This is a genomic window from Lysinibacillus contaminans, assembly GCF_001278945.1.
Classification (GTDB): Bacteria; Bacillota; Bacilli; order Bacillales_A; family Planococcaceae; genus Lysinibacillus; species Lysinibacillus contaminans.
The window spans coordinates 248,468-266,967 of sequence record NZ_LGRV01000007.1 but is presented as its reverse complement, the minus strand read 5'-3'; the positions used below and the strand labels follow the sequence as shown (position 1 = coordinate 266,967).

The window sequence follows — 18,500 nt, the reverse complement described above, 5'->3', positions numbered from 1 at the left end:
GAGTCATTAATTAAACTCCCATCTCTACTTAGTTATATTTTACAAAACAAATATTTATTTCGCAATTTAAATTTTTCAGATAACGATAATATTCCTTTAATTACCGCTGTATATCTGCGTTTAACTCTATATTTTCGTTTCCTTCTGTACTATCAACCGACGCAACAACCTCTTGTATCGATTCTTCTTCTGGCACTTTCTCAACAACTTTTACTTTTTCGCCAAATACTGAACGCTCTAATAATTCCGCTACGTCGTATGTGCTAATTGTATCCTCTACCTCTTTCGCTTTCGTCCCATCTTCAAGCATCGTTAAGCAGTATGGACAGCCTGAAGAAATAACTGAAGCGTTAGTTTCTAATGCTTGTTCTGTACGTGCAACATTAATGCGGTTTCCAACATGCTCTTCCATCCACATTAATCCACCACCAGCACCACAGCACATTGCTGATTCGCGGTTTCGTTCCATTTCAACAAGTTTCACACCTGGAATACCTCGTAAAATTTCACGCGGTGCGTCGTACACGTCATTGTAACGACCTAAGTAACAAGAATCATGGAAGACAATTGTTTCATCAACCTCATAATTCATTGCTAGACGATTTTCTTCAATCAGTTGATTTAAAACTTCAGTATGATGATATACTTCACCTCTCCAGCCGAAGTCTTGGTATTCATTTTTGAAAATATTATAGGCATGTGGGTCAATCGTGACGATTTTCTTCACATCATTTTTCTCAAACTCATCGATATTCGCCGTCGCTAATTCTTGGAATAAGAACTCATTTCCAAGACGACGTGGTGTATCCCCAGAGTTTTTCTCCTTGTTGCCTAAAATAGCGAATTTCACGCCTGCTTCGTTTAGTAATCGACAAAACGCAAGCGCAATTTTTTGTGATCGGTTATCAAACGCACCCATCGAACCTACCCATAGTAGATATTCCATTTCCTCGCCTGATTTTTTCAATTCCTTTACCGTCGGAATATTGATAGACGGATCAATATCGCGCCAATTTTCTTTTTCTTTACGGTTTAAGCCCCATGGATTGCCTTGTCGTTCGATGTTTGTCATTGCGCGTTGTGCATCAGGGTTTACTTTTCCTTCTGTCATCGTTAAGTAACGACGAAGGTCAATAATTTTATCGACATGCTCATTCATTACTGGACACTGATCTTCACAGTTACGGCAAGTCGTACATGCCCAAATCTCTTCTTCTGTAATAACATCACCGATTAATGATGGGCTATAAATGTCCTCAATTACCGTGCCTTCAGCACCCGCTGCCATCGCAAGTTGATTGCCTTTTGTATTCGTGAACATTTGGTACGGCACCCATGGCTTTTGCTTTGTCACAACAGCTCCTGTGAATGTTAGATGATCACGTAATTTCACGATTAAGTCCATTGGTGACAGCATCTTTCCTGTACCTGTTGCTGGACACATATTTGTACAGCGTCCACATTCTACGCAAGAGTATAAATCTAGCATTTGCTTTTGCGTGAAATCTTGAATACGACCAACACCGATTGACGGGATGTCGTCTTCACTTTCTGCATTTTCGCCGGCTTCTTCTAGCGCTTCAAAATCGATTGGCACTAATGTACCTGTACGGTCTAATCGATTCATATAAACGTTCAACATACTTGTAATCAAATGGAAATGCTTAGATTGTGGTACATAGATTAAGAATGTTAATAGGATCAGTAAATGCGCCCACCACATCACATAAAATACTCCCGCTGCTACGGATTTTGGCAAGAATCCAAAAATAGCGGCTATGCCTGATGCTACAGGCTCGGTATACGTTAAGCCCTCACCATGCCAAATTAACCCCATACCATTTGCAATTAATGTGGAAACCATTAATCCACCAATGAAAATTAACACAAGTCCATTCTTCCAACCACGTTTTAAACGGACTAACTTTTCTACATAACGACGGTAGAATGCCCACACCACAGCTATTAAAATCATTAACACCACTAGCTCTTGCGTGAATGTGAACACACCATAGAAAATACCAAGTGGTAGATGTGACTCTGGTGCTAATCCCTTCCAAATTAAATCAATGGCTCCTAATTGCACCATTAAAAAGCCATAGAAGAACATCACGTGGATTAAACCGCTTTTCGCGTCCTTTAGTAGCTTATTTTGACCAAGCACATTGACCATTAAATACCGAATGCGTTCGCTAATGCTTTCATCAAATTCAACCTTTTTCCCCAGTTGCACATACTTGTATCGTGTTTTTAACAAGTAAATAAATAATCCAGCTGCATACAATACAACAGCGACTGTCAACACACTGTTTGCGATTAATAATGGACTCATTATTAGTCCCCCCTTTTGAATCTAGTGAATCCCTCTTTGTATTAAATTTGCTAGTTCATACGTAAATGTATATCGTTTTACCATTATATTCACATTCTAATAATGAATGAGCATTCAGTCAACATAAAAATATAAATATTTCTGATAATTCACTATTATATAGTTCACATATAAAAAAACTACCCTGAAAAATGATCATTTTCCAGGGTAGTTTTTTAAATTATTTAAAGACCTTTGCACTTCGAACGTACTCTACGTCTGCAACTTTTAATCGTGCATTCACAACACGTGCTGCTGCGAATAAATAATCCGATAAGCGGTTTAAGTATTTTTGTACAATTGCTGGTACATCTTCAACCGCCTTCATTAACGTAACCATTTGACGCTCTGCTCGGCGCGCTACTGTACGTGCAATGTGTAACGTTGCGGCCGCCGGTGCACCTCCAGGTAAAATGAAACGCTCTAACGGCGGGGCCTCTTCCGTCAAGACATCGATACGGGCCTCCATTGCTTCAATCGGTGCTTCTGTTAATTTATAATGACGTTCCTTCATCACATTTGCAAGGTCGCCACCACCATCAAAAAGCTCATGCTGAATCGTTTCTAAATCACTTAAAATATCCTTAAATAATTCACGATCTAACTCGCTCATCGCCTTGCCGATAAAAGAATTCAGTTCATCAATTGTACCGTATGTTTCCACACGTAAGTTGTCTTTATCTACGCGACCGCCAATAATGCTCGTTTTTCCCGTGTCGCCTGTTTTCGTGTAAAGTTTCATTCCTCTCATCTCCTAAGCTTTCGTTTTATAGTTGTGAATGGCTTGCACTGTCGTTTCAAAAACACCTCTGCCAATAACTTTTCCTACCTCAGTTATTGGACCACCATATATCATTTCTTTCCCTCTTTGTGTTGCTGCTATGAGGAGGCTATCAGTTGCAGTTCCTGTCGCAACGGTATTCGTTCGCTTGTCACGAATATCTTCCGTTTGTAATGCCTTTGTCTTCGCCTCGTTAGCCGTCATCATTGCTTGGAAAAATGCTTCTTCCGATAGACAGCCATTAATTATGACCCATGTGTTAATGGTACCCACATAGGGCTGATCTTGACGTTCATGTGTACGCGATACATCTACAGCATTGCCAACACCAGCTGTTACCATGACAAACACACTCCCAAAGTCGGTTTTGTATTCGTTCAAGGCAACCATGTTTGTAGAAACAGCTGTAAGCATCACGACTGTTCCCGTCAAAGAAAAGTTCTCTCTTTGTAAAAATCCAGCTACTTCTTGCTTTACATTGTTTATGATGTAATCACCTGGTACGGAGCGGTTTAAAAAGCATTCATACCAGCCAATACCTGGATTATGAACAGCTGAAGAAATTGTTTTTAACGGGATTTCTGACTTTAACTGAATAAAATCTTCTACTACTGTAAAATTTTCTTTCGTAATGACTGCTCGTGGTTGATGTTCACTGGTTGCAGGCATCATTGTAATTTGTGGCTTTGGAATTTCCGGATGTGAATACGTCGTTACTCGTGCCTGGTAGACTTCCTCAATTTGAGAGGCAATTAACACCTCATGCGGTGCACCTATTGCACGCATTTGCCCATCCTCCATTAATAATAACTCATCACAGTATAACGAAGCTAAGTTCATGTCATGTAACACCATCACTACCGTTAACCCACATTCAACTGCTTCTTTACGTACCATATCTAGTATTTGTCGTTGATGCGCAATATCCAAATGGTTCGTCGGTTCATCTAATAATAGCACTTCTGCTGTTTGAGCTAACGCTTGTGCTACAAAAACACGTTGCTGCTCCCCGCCCGATAAAAATTCCATCGGTGTATTCTCATAGCGTAAGACACCTGTTTGCGCCATTGCATGTTGTACGGCTTGCTCATCTTTATCTGACCAGCTAGAGAAAAAGCCCGTTTGATGCGGATATCTACCAAGTGAAACTGCTTCACGCACCGAATTCGAAAAAGCATTTGCATGAAGCTGTGGCAGGACCGCCATTTTCTTTGCTAATGCACGAGCATTATAAGTTTTTATATTTTTTCTATCTAACAAAACCGAGCCACTAGTTGCGGGCAGGATACCACTCATTACTTTTAGCAACGTCGATTTCCCGCTTCCATTTGGACCTAAAATGCCTAGCACTTTCCCCTTCTCAACCGTGAAACTTACATTTTTGACAATCGGTACGTCACCATAACCACCTGATAACTGTTCCACTGTAATCATGCGCGACCCCCCTTACTTCTGCGTTGTTTATAGAAAATATACGAGAAGACTGGCGCCCCAATAAACGCTGTAATGACACCAATTGGGAGCTCACGCGGCATAATAATAGTACGTGCTACTAAATCACAAATAATGAGTAACGTTGCGCCATTTAAAAACGATAACGGCAATAAATGACGATGGTCCGAGCCCCAGATCATACGTGTCATATGAGGAACAACGAGTCCCACAAAGCCAATTGTGCCAGATACAGCAACAGCTGCCCCCGTTAACATTGAACCACCTGCTAATATTAAATATTTACTGCGTTTTACATTCACACCTAGATGCTTCGCTCGCTCTTCACCGTACAATAACGCATTTAACTCACGTCTTTGCGTCCATAGCATCACCGAACCTATCACAACAAACGGCGCAATCATTTGTACATATGGCCAGCCGCGCATTGATACAGACCCGAGCAACCAACCAATAATTTGGCGTAACTCCTCACCCGTTAACGCTACCATTAACGAAATGAGGGAACCTAAAAATGAACTAAAAATAACCCCTGTTAAAATCAACGTTTCCATTTTCAGAGAACGATCTACAAGCCGTGCAAAACCCATAACAGCTACCATCGTCAATACCGCACCAATCATACTAAATGTTGGAAGTGTGTAAATACCCACAACTGGAATGGATATACCGAAAAACAAAGTCATTACTGCCCCAACCGATGCACCCGAAGAAACACCTAATGTATATGGATCGGCAAGTGGGTTTTTTAGTAGTCCTTGGAATGCTGCCCCTGCAATTGCAAGTGATGCCCCGACAAGTCCTGCAAGTACCACGCGTGGCATACGAATTTTCCATAGAATATTTGCTGCTGTTTCATCTGCCGCTCTATTCCAGAGCACTTCAAAGGGTATGTTGACTGAACCTATGGATACACCACACCAAATGCTGACTAGTAAGAGCGTAATTGCCGTTATATAAGCTAAGGCTGTTCTACTCACGCGAATACCTCAAGTCTATCTGCTGAACGGGGTACTTCAGTTTGCTGATTTAATTTTACTTCTTCTTTATTACATGCCGTGAGTAAGCCAATTGTTAAAAATGCAGATAATCCTATTTCCCAATACTTTTTCACTCTTGAATCCTCCTAATAATAAGGGAGCGCGTACTTTATCGCCCTGTTTTGTGATTTATCGATACACTTTGGCATTTTATCGCCCTACTTCGTGAATTTATCGCCCACATTTTCAAATTTATCGACATCCACCTTACAAAACATAAAAAAGCCCCTCGTCTAGAAAAAACGAGAGGCGATGCTTGCACAATATTACGGTCGCAAAAAATCACCACCCTATCCTCGTAGGTTGTTAGTGTTGCTCTATAAAGGCAGGTCTCCTGGCTCGTGCTACTAACGCTTTTTCATGCCTTCCCAAAAATTTTTCAGTGGCATCGGTTGAAAAAACTCACACTTACAGTGGCGGGACCGCATCGGAATTACACCGATTTCCCTTTTCACTTTATCCTTTGCAGATAAAGAACCTTTATCATTTTATTCAATCTTTTCTTATTATACATGAAAATAGAATTATACAACGATAAAAAATAGGGACTCTAATTTAGAGCCCCTACACACTACATTATGTCTTCAAAATACTGTACGGTTTTCATTGGTGCACCCATTTCACGTAACGCCCACGTATCCTCTAAATAAACATCTGCTAACTTTTCATACTTACCGCCAAACTTTACTGCCCATTCAACAGCTACTACACTTTCATACATATGTGCCATTTTCTTAGCAACTTGTTTTGCTTCAAAAGTTTTCATTGCCTCATCTAATTTACTAAATTTGTTCAGTTGTACAGTGAGTTTCTCAAGTTGACTATGAACTATTTCAACTAATTGATTCGTTTCAAGCTTTTCTAGTCGTTTCTTCATAGTATTTATAAACAACTCATGCGCATTAAATTTGTCTACTAGGCGAATTAATTCTAACGCCATGATATTCGCTGTGCCCTCCCAAACCGTTAGCACTTGAGCATCCCGCAATAAACGAGGTGTAACAAAATCTTCAATATAGCCATTCCCGCCATGCAACTCAATGGCCTCACTTGCATAATGCACAGCTTGCTCTGCTGTTTCTTTTTTAATGATAGCAATATATAAACGGTTCAGGACAATGTCTTGCTCGCTACCTTGACCACTTGTCACACTATCATACAATTGAATCAAGTCAAATACAGTGGCTACCTCTACGTGTAGCTTTGCTGCAAACTTCCCTAATGAATCCTTAATCATTGGATATTGTGTTAAAGGCTGACCAAATGCATGGCGATTGGTTACATAATGCTTCGCTTCTAAAAAGCCTCGACGCATAATACCAATTGAAGAAATTGCATTACTAATACGCGACAAGTTTAGTGCCTCCAGCATATAATAAATTCCTTTATTCGGGTCGCCAACGACATAAGCAATTGCCCCATCGAACTCAACCTCACCTGATGGTACTGCTTTAACGCCCAGTTTATCCTTTAAACGGCGAATGCGTAAATGATTAACTGCGCCATCCTCACTACGCCAAGGTACTGCAAACAAGGTTAAACCTTTCGATCCTTTTGGAGCATCTTCCATACGCGCTAATACCATCGCTACTCCGCACATACCAGCATTTGAAGCAAAATACTTCTCTCCGTATAAACGATAGCTTCCCCCATCCTGCACAGCTTTTACCACATTCGCCCCGACATCCGAGCCTCCCTGCCGTTCCGTTAAAAACGTCGCACCCTCATAAAGTTCTGTATCTCCAGTTGCACATACATGCGGTAAAAATCGTTCTTTCACCTCATCACTCGCATAATGATCAAGTAAATAAGCTGTTGCCATCGTTAATGTTACAGGACAATAAAATCCAGGCTCTGCATGTGACAGCAAGTAACCTTGTGCAAAGCTATACACATAATTCCCTTTTCTACCTAGCTGCGGAATTTCCTTATGCACATAGCCAACAATTCCTGTATTGTACGTTTCTTCAATTGTTTTTTTATAACCCTCATTCACCCAAATCTCTGACACTTCTTCACCATACTGATCATAACGCAGTAAACGAGGCTCCCCCTCACGATCTGTATGCTTCGCTCGCACATCAATATCACCTGCACAAAGTTCACCCAAATCCGTTAATTCACGCTTTGCATATGTTAAAAATTCTTCATCTAGCATCATTTCTAATAGTTTATGCAATGTCTCATCATTCGTAAAAAAATTGGTTGTTCGTGCTACTTCCTGCTGCAATACTTTCATGCTAGCTCACCTCTTGTCCCTTCAACGACTGTTTTAAAATTTTGCCCGCTGCATTTCGCGGAAGTGCCTCCACGCATTCAAAAATACGAGGAATTTTATATTTTGCTAAATGCTCCTCTAAGTAAGCTTCAAGTGCGTCTTTATCAATTTCTACCTTTGAAGCATAGACCGCTTTTACTGTCTCTCCCCACTGTGGATGTGGCACACCGATAACTGCCACTTCAAAAATACCTTCGTAGCTTAATAGACAATCTTCAATTTCTTTCGGATAAATATTTACCCCGCCTGAAATGATAACGTCCTTTTTACGATCTACAATCCAAATATAACCGTCCTCATCGAAGCGGGCTAAATCGCCAGAGCGTAGCCATCCATCTATAAACACCGCCTTAGTCGCTACTTCGTCCTTGTAATAGCCCTTCATATTCCCTTCACCATACAAGGCGATTTCACCAATCTCACCGACTGGCACATCTTCACCATTCTCATCAACAATTCTGAGCTCTGTACCAAACGGGGCACGATTACCAATACTCCCTGCTTTCTGCGTATGTTCCTTTCCAAACATTATTGCCCCACTAGGCCCAGCCTCTGTTAAGCCGTAAACACTTGTTAAATTGTCTGTTTGGAATGCATTTTGAATAAAAGGAATTTCACTTTGCGACAATGGCGCACCACCGTAAACCCACCATTTCATCGACGTCAAATCAGCTGTTTGTAACCTCGGTATTTGCGCTGTTAATAAGTACGCTACAGGTGCGCCAAAGAAATGTGTCGTCTTTTCTTGCTCGATCATGTCGATGAATAAATCTGGTGTAAACGTTGGTGTTAGTACATTTGTTGCCCCCACTAACATACCCGCCATCAAAAACAAATGTAATGGTGCTGAATGTGTTAATGGCATCATCAGTAATATGCGACTTTCCGGTTTGACTTCCATTTCAATTGCAATCATTTGTGCGACGGTTAATATATTTCGATAGCTAAAAAGTACACCCTTAGGCTTACCTGTTGTTCCAGATGTATATAAAATTGTAGAATCATTTTCCTCATTCAATTGGCAGTTAATTGTTTGTGAACTAGCTTCTTGGATAAGTGCATCGTAACTAAGCCATCCGTCTTTCACTTGGCCAGTTTTAATCTTAAGTGTAACAGCTGAAATACTTTCGACTGTTGCAAAAATAGCCTCATGAGCAATAATGGCTTTTGCATCTGCATGCTGTACGACATATTCTACTTCTGATAATGTAAATTTCGCGTTGACAGGTACTACAACAGCACCAATACGTTGAATAGCAAAATAACTTACGACAAACTCCAATACATTTGGCATAAAAATAACTACTTTATCACCTGTTTCGATCCCTCGCTCCAGTAAAACATGACTAAAGCGTGTCACTTGTTCATCCAGTTGACGATAAGAAATTCTTCTTCCATGACAAATAATAGCTTCATTCATTGGATACTTTCGGGCATTACGGGCTAATAAATTTGAACTATTCATCTAGCATCTCTCCCTTTAAAGTAGTTAACTTTTCACTAAACATGTCATGCATTTGTTGCAATTCGCTTTTCATTTGCGTAAGCTCCGCTATTTTTTCATCAATCTCGTGCATTTTTTGCTCGCCATATGCGACAGTGCGCTCTAATTGTTGAACACCAGTACGATCCAAATCAAATAACAGCACCATCTCTTTTATCTCATCTAACGAAAAACCAAAACGTTTACCTCGGAAAATCAACTTTAGTTTTGCCATTTCTTTTTTTGAAAAGGTTCGTTGGTTGGCATTTGAACGATCGGGTCTGAGTAATCCGAGTTCTTCATAATATCGAATTGTACGGGTCGAAACCTTAAATTGTTTGGCTATCTCTTGAATCGTTTTCATGTCATCCCCCTTCTCAATTGACCTCAGTATACCATTGACGTTAACGTCAATAACAACAAGGAAATTGATTAAAAGAGAAATTAACAACATTAAAGAGTTTTTATGTAGTTCTATCCATTACTTTAGCCTCTCTTTCTGTCTCACTCTAAAATCAAAAAAAACAGTTTCCGATTTTTCATCAGAAACTGTTTTGATATTTTCGTTCTTACATTTTTTCTGGCGCAGATACACCAATTAAGCGTAATGCATTTGCAAGCGTTGTGCGTACTGCTGTTATTAGTGCTAGACGTGCTTCAGTTAATTCTTTGTTCGTAGCATCTAGTACTTTTTCTGCATTGTAGAAACTGTGGAAAGTTGCAGCAGTTTCTTGAATGTAGTTCGCGATACGGTGCGGTGTGCGATGTTTCGCTGCATCTGCTACGACTTTCGGGAAGTCGCCCACTTTTTTCAGTAGATCAATTTCTTTTTCTGCCACTAACAGATTTAAGTTGTCTGTTGAAGCTGCAAAGCCTTGCTCACTCGCTGAACGCAAAATTGAAGAAATACGAGCGTGTGCATATTGCGCATAGTACACAGGGTTTTCATTTGATTGCGATACTGCAAGGTCAAGGTCAAAGTCCATATGAGAATCGCCTGCTGTTTTCACAAAGAAGTAACGTACAGCATCTAAGCCTACTTCTTCTACAAGTTCGCGCATTGTTACAGCGTTACCTGTACGTTTACTCATTTTGAATTTTTCGCCGTTTTTATACAGTTGCACCATTTGAATAATTTCCACTTCAAGTGTTTCACGGTCGTAGCCTAGTGCTTGGATTGCCGCTTTCATACGTGGAATATAACCATGGTGGTCAGCGCCCCAAATATTAATTAATTTATCGAAGCCACGTACAATTTTGTCCTGGTGGTACGCAATATCTGGTGTCAGGTATGTGAATGAGCCGTCGTTTTTAATAAGTACGCGGTCTTTGTCATCACCAAATGTTGTTGAACGGAACCAAGTTGCACCGTCTTCTTCAAATACGTGACCATTCGCTTTTAATTTATCTAATGCCACTTCAATTTTACCGTTACCGTATAATGAAGTTTCAGAATACCAAACATCAAAGTTTACACGGAAGTTCGCAAGGTCTGTTTTTAATTTATCTAATTCTAAAGCAAGACCGTGTTGACGGAAGAATGCAAAACGTTCTTCTTCAGGTTTATCTAAAATTGTAGCACCGTACTCTTCTGCTAATTTACCAGCAATATTGATAATATCAGCACCATGATAGCCATCTTCAGGCATTGTAGCATCCATTCCTAAAGCTTGCTTATAGCGTGCTTCAAGAGAATACGCAAGGTTATTAATTTGGTTCCCTGCATCGTTAATGTAGTATTCACGAGATACCACATAACCTGCCATATCTAAAACGTTACATAATGAATCCCCTACAGATGCTCCGCGCGCGTGGCCTAGGTGAAGGTCACCAGTTGGATTTGCTGATACGAATTCTACTTGCACTTTTTCTCCAGCACCTGCAGTAGAGCGACCATAGTCTGCTCCTTGCTCAAGTACAGCCGTTACTACGCCTGCAAGGAAATCTTTACGTACAGTAATGTTCATGAAGCCAGGGCCCGCAATATCGATTTTCTCGATATCCGTGCCTTCTGTTTCGATGTTTGCTAAAATAGCTTCTGCAATCGCGCGAGGTGGTTTTTTTGCTAATTTCGTTAGTTGCATGGCGATATTTGTAGCATAGTCACCGTTTGCTTTATCTTTTGGTGTTTCAAGATGAATATTTAACTCTGTGCCTGCTTCAACTAGGCCTGCTTTTTCTACTGCCTGCGCAATCGCATCTTTAATGGCTTGCTGTACTTGTTCTACTGCGTTCATCATTGTACCTCCGTAAATGTAATGTCTAATGTATAATTCCCAACGGACTGCCCACTCATCAGTAAGTCATACTGTACAAAAAAATCTCCGCTTACTTCTTGTCGTGTAAACGTCATTTTTTTCGTTTGAATAACGAGTGGTACCGAACCGAATTCACTTTCATAATGCCCAAATTGTTGTTCAAAAATGTTCAATGGTAGGCGCATTTTGACTGCCCCAGCGCGCATAATGAGTGCTTGCTCTTCGCCGAGTTTCATCGTTGTGCGGATTGTTTTATCCTCTTGCACCTCTTCATATTTCAAATACATACTACCTGCTTTTTCAAGTAGATGGCCATTTAACCACATTTCAAATGTTTCGGACTCCCCATCAATCGGACGAATCGTAGAAATGAGCTTAATGTTCACCTGCGATTTTGCTTCGTTCGCCATCATGGATAGCTCCTTCTATATCTTTTTACTATAACCTTCTTATTATAGGATGAATGTGTATCGTTTTTCAAGAAGGAAGTGAATGCTACACAAAGCATTAGATTTAAATTGAGTAGCTTTATCACGACATACTAAAAAAGTGCTCCATCGTGAAAACACAACGGAACACTTTCTTCTTTAATTATTTCAGCCATCCTAAAATGGCATGGATGCACATTACAGCATACACAATTAAATAAATTCGAGTAATTCCAAACCATGCAAGATAACGTATACAAAAGCACATATTTGGGGCTATTTAAAAGCTATTCGAGTGTGTGTATAGGTGTGTGAGTGAGATTATGGCGATTAGCTTCAATCTTTTTTTGTTGGTCAATTATAAGAATAGCCTCTTACATAAAATAACCCTCCCTAAGTTATTGTGGAGGGCAACAGTCATAATCTTTATGTACTAATTAACTACAGTTAGCACAAAGATGATCTCGTCGATTCTCTCCATTAAACGTGCAACAGTTCCCTAAACAACCTCTAGTTGAATCATTTGAGCGGATAATTCATAGGCGTTATGACTATTTTCTTGTACGGCCGTTTCTAATAAGGATTGTGAATTTTGCTGCATATCCTCATACAGCTAAAAGTGTTTTTTATTTTGGTCATAATAAAAAGTAACCACATTGTTAGCAGCTACTTAGATTATATTAATTATTCAGACATGTTTAAGCAGATTAAATGATTAGTTTCAATTTTCAAAGCATCATGCTCACTCTCCCAATGGATTTAAGCATTCTAACGCGAGACATTAGTATAGGACACGTTACTAATTAAATCAGGTATAATTAAAGATTTTTTTAATAACATAATAACTATTAAGACCACCCATCACTGAGTGGCCTTTTATGGTTTATTTAACTGGAGAACTCGTTTATTTTAGTTACCATCTTGTTTATCATCTTCTTGTTGTTCAGAAGGTTCTTCAGTTGGATCTGGCTCCTGTTCATCCATTTGGTTTTCATCTTCTTGTTGTTCAGAAGGTTCTTCAGTTAGATCTGGCTCCTGTTCATCCATTTGGTTTTCATCTTCTTGTTGTTCAGAAGGTTCTTCAGTTGGATCTGGCTCCTGTTCATCATCAGGTGTTCCACATCCAAATAATAATCCTGTAGAAAGTACTGCTGTAAATGTACCTATAAGTAATTTTTTCATGTATTCACATTCTCCTCATTCTAAGGAAATTTCATTCCCCATTATTTAATTATTTCTTGTATCTCCAGTCCATTACATATGCCCTTTCAACAAGTTACGTAAACATTAAAGTTTGTAAAGGGGAATCGCTATGAACATAAGTGTGACTAAACCCTTTTTTCCAATTCCTAAAGTTCGTAGCGTTACCACTCCAGCCAAGTCTCCAAGTTTGGTCTATTACATATTTCCGAACGACTATCACGCACATTGAAACGGTATGCGTAGAGGGACCTTTGGGACAGTCCCTAAAGGTGCAGCATTCGACAATCTAGCCATTATCGCATATTGCTACTAAAAAAATGGGATACTTAAATTGTCATCTTGCTTTTTTGCGTAATGAAATGCTTACTTAATAGCATTTATTTCTTCCATTGTATTGACAGATATTAACGCTAACAATACAGTTATATTATTATTTCAGAATTTTCAATTAACTAACGGGAATGAGGGGTACTCATGTTGACACTTGAAAGCATTCAGGCTGCCAAAAGAAAACTTGCACCTTATATTTACGAAACACCAGTTATTCGCTTACAAGGACTCGACGAGGTTTTAGGTTGCAATGTTTATATAAAAGCAGAGAATATGCAAAAAACTAACTCATTCAAATTGCGTGGCGCCCTCAATAAAATGCTGGCTATGCCAATTGACCAATTACAAAAAGGAGTTGTTGCCGCTTCATCCGGTAATCATGGTAAAGGGGTTGCCTACGCTGCAAAGCTATTAAATATTCATGCGACAATCGTTTTACCTGATACAGCACCGATCGTTAAAGTAGAGGGCATACGCGCACTTGGTGCACATGTTATACAATGTAAGCTTGCCGAAAGACATATAGTTACAGAAAGACTAAGTTCAGAACACGGTTACTCCATCATCCATCCTTACGATGATTTTGATATTATGGCGGGACAAGGAACTGCAGGTTTAGAAATTTTAGCACAACTTCCTGAAGTCGATAAAATTGTTGTGCCAATTGGTGGTGGTGGTCTGATTAGTGGTATAGCGACCGCTATAAAATCTTTGGCACCAAATGTTAAAGTAATTGGTGCGGAACCTGCCGTCATTTCACGCTATGCAAAAAGCTTACAAGCAAACGAAAGGTTACTCTTGGAGGAACAACAATCTCTGGCAGATGCGCTCTTAACATTACAACCTGGTGAGCGAAACTTTCCAATTGTTCAAAAGCTTGTCGATGAAGTTGTTAGCGTAGATGAAATTTCTTTACATAATGGTATGCAAACATTGCTACTTGATGGGAAAATATTAGCAGAACCTTCCTCGGCGATTGTAATAGGCGCCGCACTTCAGGGTATTTTACCAACTTCAAAAAAAGAAAATGTATGCTTCCTGATTTCAGGTGGCAATGTTGGATTAAATCAATTAATAAATTTATAAGGGGTCAGTCAAATGAAACAAATATCTATAGATAAAGAGCCTATCGGGCATTACACGCTGGGAATGATTAGTAACGGAAATTTGTATATTTCTGGTCAAACATCAGCAGATCCAGCTACTGGGAAACCTGCAAAAGGAGGTATTCAAGCCGAAACGTTAATGGCCCTCCAAAAAATGGAGGTCGTACTACTTGCAAGCAATCTCACAAAAGAAGCTGTTGTCATGTGCAGAGTCTATGTTACCTCTGCAGATTTATGGGGAGAAGTGAACGAAGCCTACGCAACCTTTTTCGGGGATCATAAACCAGCACGTGCCATTATCCCGATTAAAGAATTAAGTAATGGCTGCTTAATTGAATTAGAGGCTATTGCAGAACTACAAGCATAATATAAAGGGTGTCCCAGTGTATTTTTCAATGGGACACCCTTTTATATTATTCAGCAAATTTTTTGTACCAAAAGCGTCAGGAACAATTATGCCGAGGCATAATTGATTTTTATTATTTCACCCAACCTAAAATCATTTCTCGTAATAATTTTGATGCTGTATTAGCTGTCATTTCAGATGAATCGTAAATTGGCGCTACCTCTACAAGATCAAAGCCAACTACATTCACACCGCTTGCTGCAATTGCATGAATAGATGCTAATAATTCTTTTGATGTAATACCACCGCAATCCACAGTACCAGTACCTGGAGCGTGTGCTGGGTCTAAAACGTCAATATCAATCGTTATGTACACATTGCGTCCTGCTAGTGTTGGTAATACTTCTTTTAAAGGCTCTAGCACTTCAAATTTTGAAATGTGCATTCCGTTTTCCTTTGCCCATTCAAATTCTTCCTTCATTCCTGAACGAATCCCAAACGAGTATACATTTTTCGGCCCGATATGCTCAGCAATTTTACGAATTGGCGTTGAGTGAGAAAGTGGCTCTCCTTCATATTCAACACGTAAATCTGTATGTGCATCAAAATGGATGATAGCAAGGTCATCATATTTTGCAGATACAGCTTTCATCACAGGCCATGACACTAAATGTTCTCCACCCATGCCAACAGGTATTTTGCCATCTTCTAAAAGCTTCACGATGAATTTTTCAATTTCATCTAAAGAACGTTGAGCATTTCCAAATGGAAGTGGTATATCCCCTGCATCGAAATATTTTACTTCCTCTAAATCACGGTCTAAATATGGGCTGTACTCTTCTAGACCAATCGATACTTCTCGAATCCGTTGTGGGCCAAAGCGTGAGCCTGGACGATAACTCACTGTCCAATCCATTGGCATACCGTAAATAACGGCTTGTGCATCCTCATAAGTAGGATGACTTTTTATAAAAACATTTCCTGAATAAGCTTCATCAAATCGCATTTTTAGTCCTCCATTAAAGCCTGATCATAGTCAGATTCATATATTTTCTAATTCAACATTGTCACAGAGCAGGAAACCTTCTTGCCCGTTTTCACGTATACTATATTGGAAAAGCTACTAAAATTCGTGTAATATCTACAACTGCGACGTTTTTGTCGAAAGATAGATTATTTAAACGTTGAATAGTGATTTCCAATCAGTACAAAAAAAGTATAGATGTTTTTGAACAAAGTGCAATAGTTTTTATGCATATTTTCGATTAAATGAGAATGTTCAGACACATACTGAAGCTAAATTGTTAGAAAACGAGGTGAAGTAGGATGAAAAGAAAAAGCTATCAACGTAAGCAAAAGCGTGTGAAACGAACACGTAAAGCACTTACACTTTTTGTCGCCTTTGCATCTGCAATTATTGTAGCATTTGTAGCAATACGCATATATGTTCAATTAGCTGGTGCGCCTCCATTAACAGTACCAAAAGCGTCTATTTTCTTAGACGAGAGCGAAAATCATATCGGCGACCACTTTACTAGTGAACGTCGTTATTGGGTAGATCTCGATGAAATGTCACCCTATTTAAAAACGGCAGTAGTAGCTGTCGAGGATAAAGATTTTTATGAGCATAATGGCTTTGACTTCTCTCGTATTGCTGGGGCTATTTTAGTTGATATTAAAGCTGGTAGTAAAGTGCAAGGTGCGAGTACCATTACACAACAATACGCACGCAACTTGTATTTAACACATGAAAAATCTTGGACACGTAAATTAAATGAAGCTCTTTATGCATATAGATTAGAAGTCTTTTATGATAAGGACGAGATACTAGAGGGTTATTTAAATACTGTGTATTACGGGCATGGTATGTATGGGGTAGAAGCAGCAAGTCGCTACTATTTCAGTAAGTCTGCGAGTGATTTAACGCTTGCGGAAGCAGCCATGCTCACGGGTGTACCAAAAGGACCAAGCCTATACTCACCTATCGTGAACTTTGAAAAGGCAACAAATCGCCAGCATGTAATTTTAAGTCTAATGGCTGAACAGGGCGTTATTACAGAAGCAGAAAAAACACGTGCCCAACAAGAACAAATCGTGCTGAAAAATGATAAGTGGGTAGCTGCTAAATCAGTTGCTCCCTATTTTCTAGATGTTGCTTGGCAAGAAGCGAGTGAGCTACTAAAATCAAAAAATCTCGATATTAGTGAAGGCGGCTGGACGATTCAAACAACGCTGAACAGAGCCCATCAAAAAGCAGCTGAAGAAGCTGTCGCTGATAATATGCCCGATACTGATCTACAAGCCGCATTTGTCAGTATGGAATCGAATACAGGTGCAGTGACAGCACTTGTCGGTGGTCGTGATTATGCAGCAAGTTCCTTTAACCGAGTAACACAAGCAAAACGTCAGCCTGGCTCAACGATTAAACCAATTCTGTATGCGGCAGCACTTGAAAACGGATATACACCATTAACGTTCCTAGACGTTAAGGAAACTACATTCACCTATGATAAAGGCCGCAAAACATATGCACCGAAAAACGTTAATGGAAAATTTGCTGATCATGATATGTCCATGGCCCAAGCAATTGCTATTTCCGATAATATTTATGCCGTCAAAACATTAGAAGATATCGGCTTTAAAACGTTCCATGAGATGGCTAGTCGCTTTGATGTTAATGTTGGTACCGAAGACAATTTATCGACTGCCCTTGGCACAGCCGAAACAACACTATACCAAATGACGAACGCTTATAATATTCTAGCGTCGCAAGGTCAAAAAATAGCACCAACAACTATTGTTTCTATTAAAGATGCCGATGGTAACATCATTTATGAAAACAAAGAAGTCGAAAAAGCAACAGAACCTGTACTTTCAAAAAAGGACGCATATATACTCACAGAGATGATGACGGGAATGTTCGATCCTGTATTCAGCGATTACTCCCCTGCAACGGGAATTGCCATTCGCTCTCGTATGACACATACGTATGCAGCAAAATCAGGTTCTACAAATAGTGACCAGTGGCTGATTGGCTATACACCCAACTTAACTGCAGGTGTTTGGAATGGTTACGACCAAGGCAAAAATCTTTCTGCCAAAGAAGACATGGCCGCTACAAAACAAATATGGATTGATTTTATGGAAACGGTAAATAGCGGGACGAAAAATCAGGACTTCACAAAGCCAAAAGGTGTTAAAGGCGTTGTCGTTGATATTGAAACAGGTAAGCTTGCAAGCGATGCATGTCCTAAACAGCGCCTAGTGTACTTAAATTCTGAAGATGTTCCAACAGAAAAATGTTCGAATTTCGATGTTTTAGATAGTAGTACGTGGGGTGAAATTTGGAATATGTTACCTTTTTCTCTTTTTAAAGGTGATAATAAAAATGAACAATAAGTGTAGCCTTATGCGTTCTAGTATA

15 protein-coding genes and 1 riboswitch are annotated in these 18,500 nt (G+C 39.6%); of the genes, 3 read left to right on the top strand and 12 right to left on the bottom strand.

Features of this window, described 5'->3' with window-relative positions:
* Positions 1 to 100: 100 nt before the first annotated feature.
* The 11 genes from AEA09_RS17495 to AEA09_RS17450 all read right to left on the bottom strand — a co-directional run bounded on the left by AEA09_RS17495 (position 101) and on the right by AEA09_RS17450 (position 13,273).
* Positions 101 to 2,332: a heterodisulfide reductase-related iron-sulfur binding cluster gene (locus tag AEA09_RS17495; protein WP_053585237.1), complete on the bottom strand. Its 2,232-nt coding sequence runs from the start codon at positions 2,330 to 2,332 to the stop codon at positions 101 to 103.
* 220 nt (positions 2,333 to 2,552) lie between these two features.
* The gene (locus AEA09_RS17490) at positions 2,553 to 3,113 is read right to left on the bottom strand and encodes a cob(I)yrinic acid a,c-diamide adenosyltransferase (RefSeq protein ID WP_053585236.1); all 561 of its coding nucleotides are present in this window, start codon (positions 3,111 to 3,113) and stop codon (positions 2,553 to 2,555) included.
* A 12-nt stretch (positions 3,114 to 3,125) separates the two neighbouring features.
* Positions 3,126 to 4,586 (bottom strand): adenosylcobinamide amidohydrolase, encoded by a 1,461-nt coding sequence (locus AEA09_RS17485; protein ID WP_053585235.1) that lies wholly within the window; start codon positions 4,584 to 4,586, stop codon positions 3,126 to 3,128.
* Positions 4,583 to 5,584 carry a FecCD family ABC transporter permease gene (locus AEA09_RS17480; protein ID WP_053585234.1) on the bottom strand — a complete coding sequence of 334 codons (1,002 nt, stop codon included), beginning with the start codon at positions 5,582 to 5,584 and terminating at the stop codon, positions 4,583 to 4,585. Before AEA09_RS17480 ends, AEA09_RS17485 begins: the two co-directional genes overlap by 4 nt.
* A complete protein-coding gene (locus AEA09_RS20030; RefSeq protein ID WP_156312231.1) occupies positions 5,581 to 5,718 on the bottom strand; it encodes a hypothetical protein in 138 nt (45 codons plus the stop codon). Before AEA09_RS20030 ends, AEA09_RS17480 begins: the two co-directional genes overlap by 4 nt.
* Positions 5,719 to 5,951: 233 nt before the next feature.
* Positions 5,952 to 6,141: riboswitch (cobalamin riboswitch) on the bottom strand.
* A 74-nt stretch (positions 6,142 to 6,215) separates the two neighbouring features.
* Positions 6,216 to 7,883: an acyl-CoA dehydrogenase family protein gene (locus AEA09_RS17475; protein WP_053585233.1), complete on the bottom strand. Its 1,668-nt coding sequence runs from the start codon at positions 7,881 to 7,883 to the stop codon at positions 6,216 to 6,218.
* Position 7,884: 1 nt separating this feature from the next.
* Entirely contained in the window at positions 7,885 to 9,387 is a 1,503-nt protein-coding gene (locus AEA09_RS17470; RefSeq protein ID WP_053585232.1) for a class I adenylate-forming enzyme family protein, read from the bottom strand.
* Complete coding sequence (locus AEA09_RS17465) at positions 9,380 to 9,769, bottom strand: MerR family transcriptional regulator (RefSeq protein WP_053585231.1); 390 nt, start codon at positions 9,767 to 9,769, stop codon at positions 9,380 to 9,382. The genes AEA09_RS17470 and AEA09_RS17465 overlap by 8 nt, the downstream gene beginning before the upstream one ends.
* A gap of 205 nt (positions 9,770 to 9,974) precedes the next feature.
* Positions 9,975 to 11,642, bottom strand: coding sequence for an arginine--tRNA ligase (gene argS, locus AEA09_RS17460; RefSeq protein WP_053585230.1), 1,668 nt, complete (start codon positions 11,640 to 11,642; stop codon positions 9,975 to 9,977).
* Entirely contained in the window at positions 11,642 to 12,073 is a 432-nt protein-coding gene (locus AEA09_RS17455; RefSeq protein ID WP_053585229.1) for a YwiB family protein, read from the bottom strand. Before AEA09_RS17455 ends, argS begins: the two co-directional genes overlap by 1 nt.
* Positions 12,074 to 13,000: 927 nt before the next feature.
* Positions 13,001 to 13,273: a hypothetical protein gene (locus AEA09_RS17450; protein WP_053585228.1), complete on the bottom strand. Its 273-nt coding sequence runs from the start codon at positions 13,271 to 13,273 to the stop codon at positions 13,001 to 13,003.
* Between the two features lie 495 nt (positions 13,274 to 13,768).
* Between AEA09_RS17450 and AEA09_RS17445 the strand changes: the two genes are divergently transcribed.
* Together AEA09_RS17445 and AEA09_RS17440 are read left to right on the top strand one after the other, a co-directional pair.
* A complete protein-coding gene (locus AEA09_RS17445) occupies positions 13,769 to 14,710 on the top strand; it encodes a threonine/serine dehydratase family protein (protein ID WP_053585227.1) in 942 nt (313 codons plus the stop codon).
* Between the two features lie 12 nt (positions 14,711 to 14,722).
* Positions 14,723 to 15,097 carry a RidA family protein gene (locus tag AEA09_RS17440; protein ID WP_053585226.1) on the top strand — a complete coding sequence of 125 codons (375 nt, stop codon included), beginning with the start codon at positions 14,723 to 14,725 and terminating at the stop codon, positions 15,095 to 15,097.
* Positions 15,098 to 15,209: 112 nt separating this feature from the next.
* On the opposite strand, the gene speB is transcribed toward AEA09_RS17440, so the two are convergent.
* Positions 15,210 to 16,082, bottom strand: coding sequence for an agmatinase (gene speB, locus AEA09_RS17435; protein WP_053585225.1), 873 nt, complete (start codon positions 16,080 to 16,082; stop codon positions 15,210 to 15,212).
* Between the two features lie 320 nt (positions 16,083 to 16,402).
* Between speB and AEA09_RS17430 the strand changes: the two genes are divergently transcribed.
* Entirely contained in the window at positions 16,403 to 18,475 is a 2,073-nt protein-coding gene (locus tag AEA09_RS17430) for a transglycosylase domain-containing protein (RefSeq protein ID WP_053585224.1), read from the top strand.
* The last annotated feature ends 25 nt before the right edge of the window (positions 18,476 to 18,500 follow it).

What these genes read in the sequence shown, in the direction of transcription:
- AEA09_RS17455 (WP_053585229.1), bottom strand. Translation starts at nt 12,073, where the DNA reads ATGGCGAACGAAGCAAAATCGCAGGTGAACATTAAGCTCATTTCTACG.
- AEA09_RS17485 (WP_053585235.1), bottom strand. Translation starts at nt 4,586, where the DNA reads ATGATTACAGTGGAACAGTTATCAGGTGGTTATGGTGACGTACCGATT.
- AEA09_RS17470 (WP_053585232.1), bottom strand. Translation starts at nt 9,387, where the DNA reads ATGAATAGTTCAAATTTATTAGCCCGTAATGCCCGAAAGTATCCAATG.
- AEA09_RS17490 (WP_053585236.1), bottom strand. Translation starts at nt 3,113, where the DNA reads ATGAAACTTTACACGAAAACAGGCGACACGGGAAAAACGAGCATTATT.
- AEA09_RS17440 (WP_053585226.1), top strand. Translation starts at nt 14,723, where the DNA reads ATGAAACAAATATCTATAGATAAAGAGCCTATCGGGCATTACACGCTG.
- argS (WP_053585230.1), bottom strand. Translation starts at nt 11,642, where the DNA reads ATGAACGCAGTAGAACAAGTACAGCAAGCCATTAAAGATGCGATTGCG.
- AEA09_RS17475 (WP_053585233.1), bottom strand. Translation starts at nt 7,883, where the DNA reads ATGAAAGTATTGCAGCAGGAAGTAGCACGAACAACCAATTTTTTTACG.
- AEA09_RS17465 (WP_053585231.1), bottom strand. Translation starts at nt 9,769, where the DNA reads ATGAAAACGATTCAAGAGATAGCCAAACAATTTAAGGTTTCGACCCGT.
- AEA09_RS17450 (WP_053585228.1), bottom strand. Translation starts at nt 13,273, where the DNA reads ATGAAAAAATTACTTATAGGTACATTTACAGCAGTACTTTCTACAGGA.
- AEA09_RS17495 (WP_053585237.1), bottom strand. Translation starts at nt 2,332, where the DNA reads ATGAGTCCATTATTAATCGCAAACAGTGTGTTGACAGTCGCTGTTGTA.
- speB (WP_053585225.1), bottom strand. Translation starts at nt 16,082, where the DNA reads ATGCGATTTGATGAAGCTTATTCAGGAAATGTTTTTATAAAAAGTCAT.
- AEA09_RS17445 (WP_053585227.1), top strand. Translation starts at nt 13,769, where the DNA reads ATGTTGACACTTGAAAGCATTCAGGCTGCCAAAAGAAAACTTGCACCT.
- AEA09_RS17430 (WP_053585224.1), top strand. Translation starts at nt 16,403, where the DNA reads ATGAAAAGAAAAAGCTATCAACGTAAGCAAAAGCGTGTGAAACGAACA.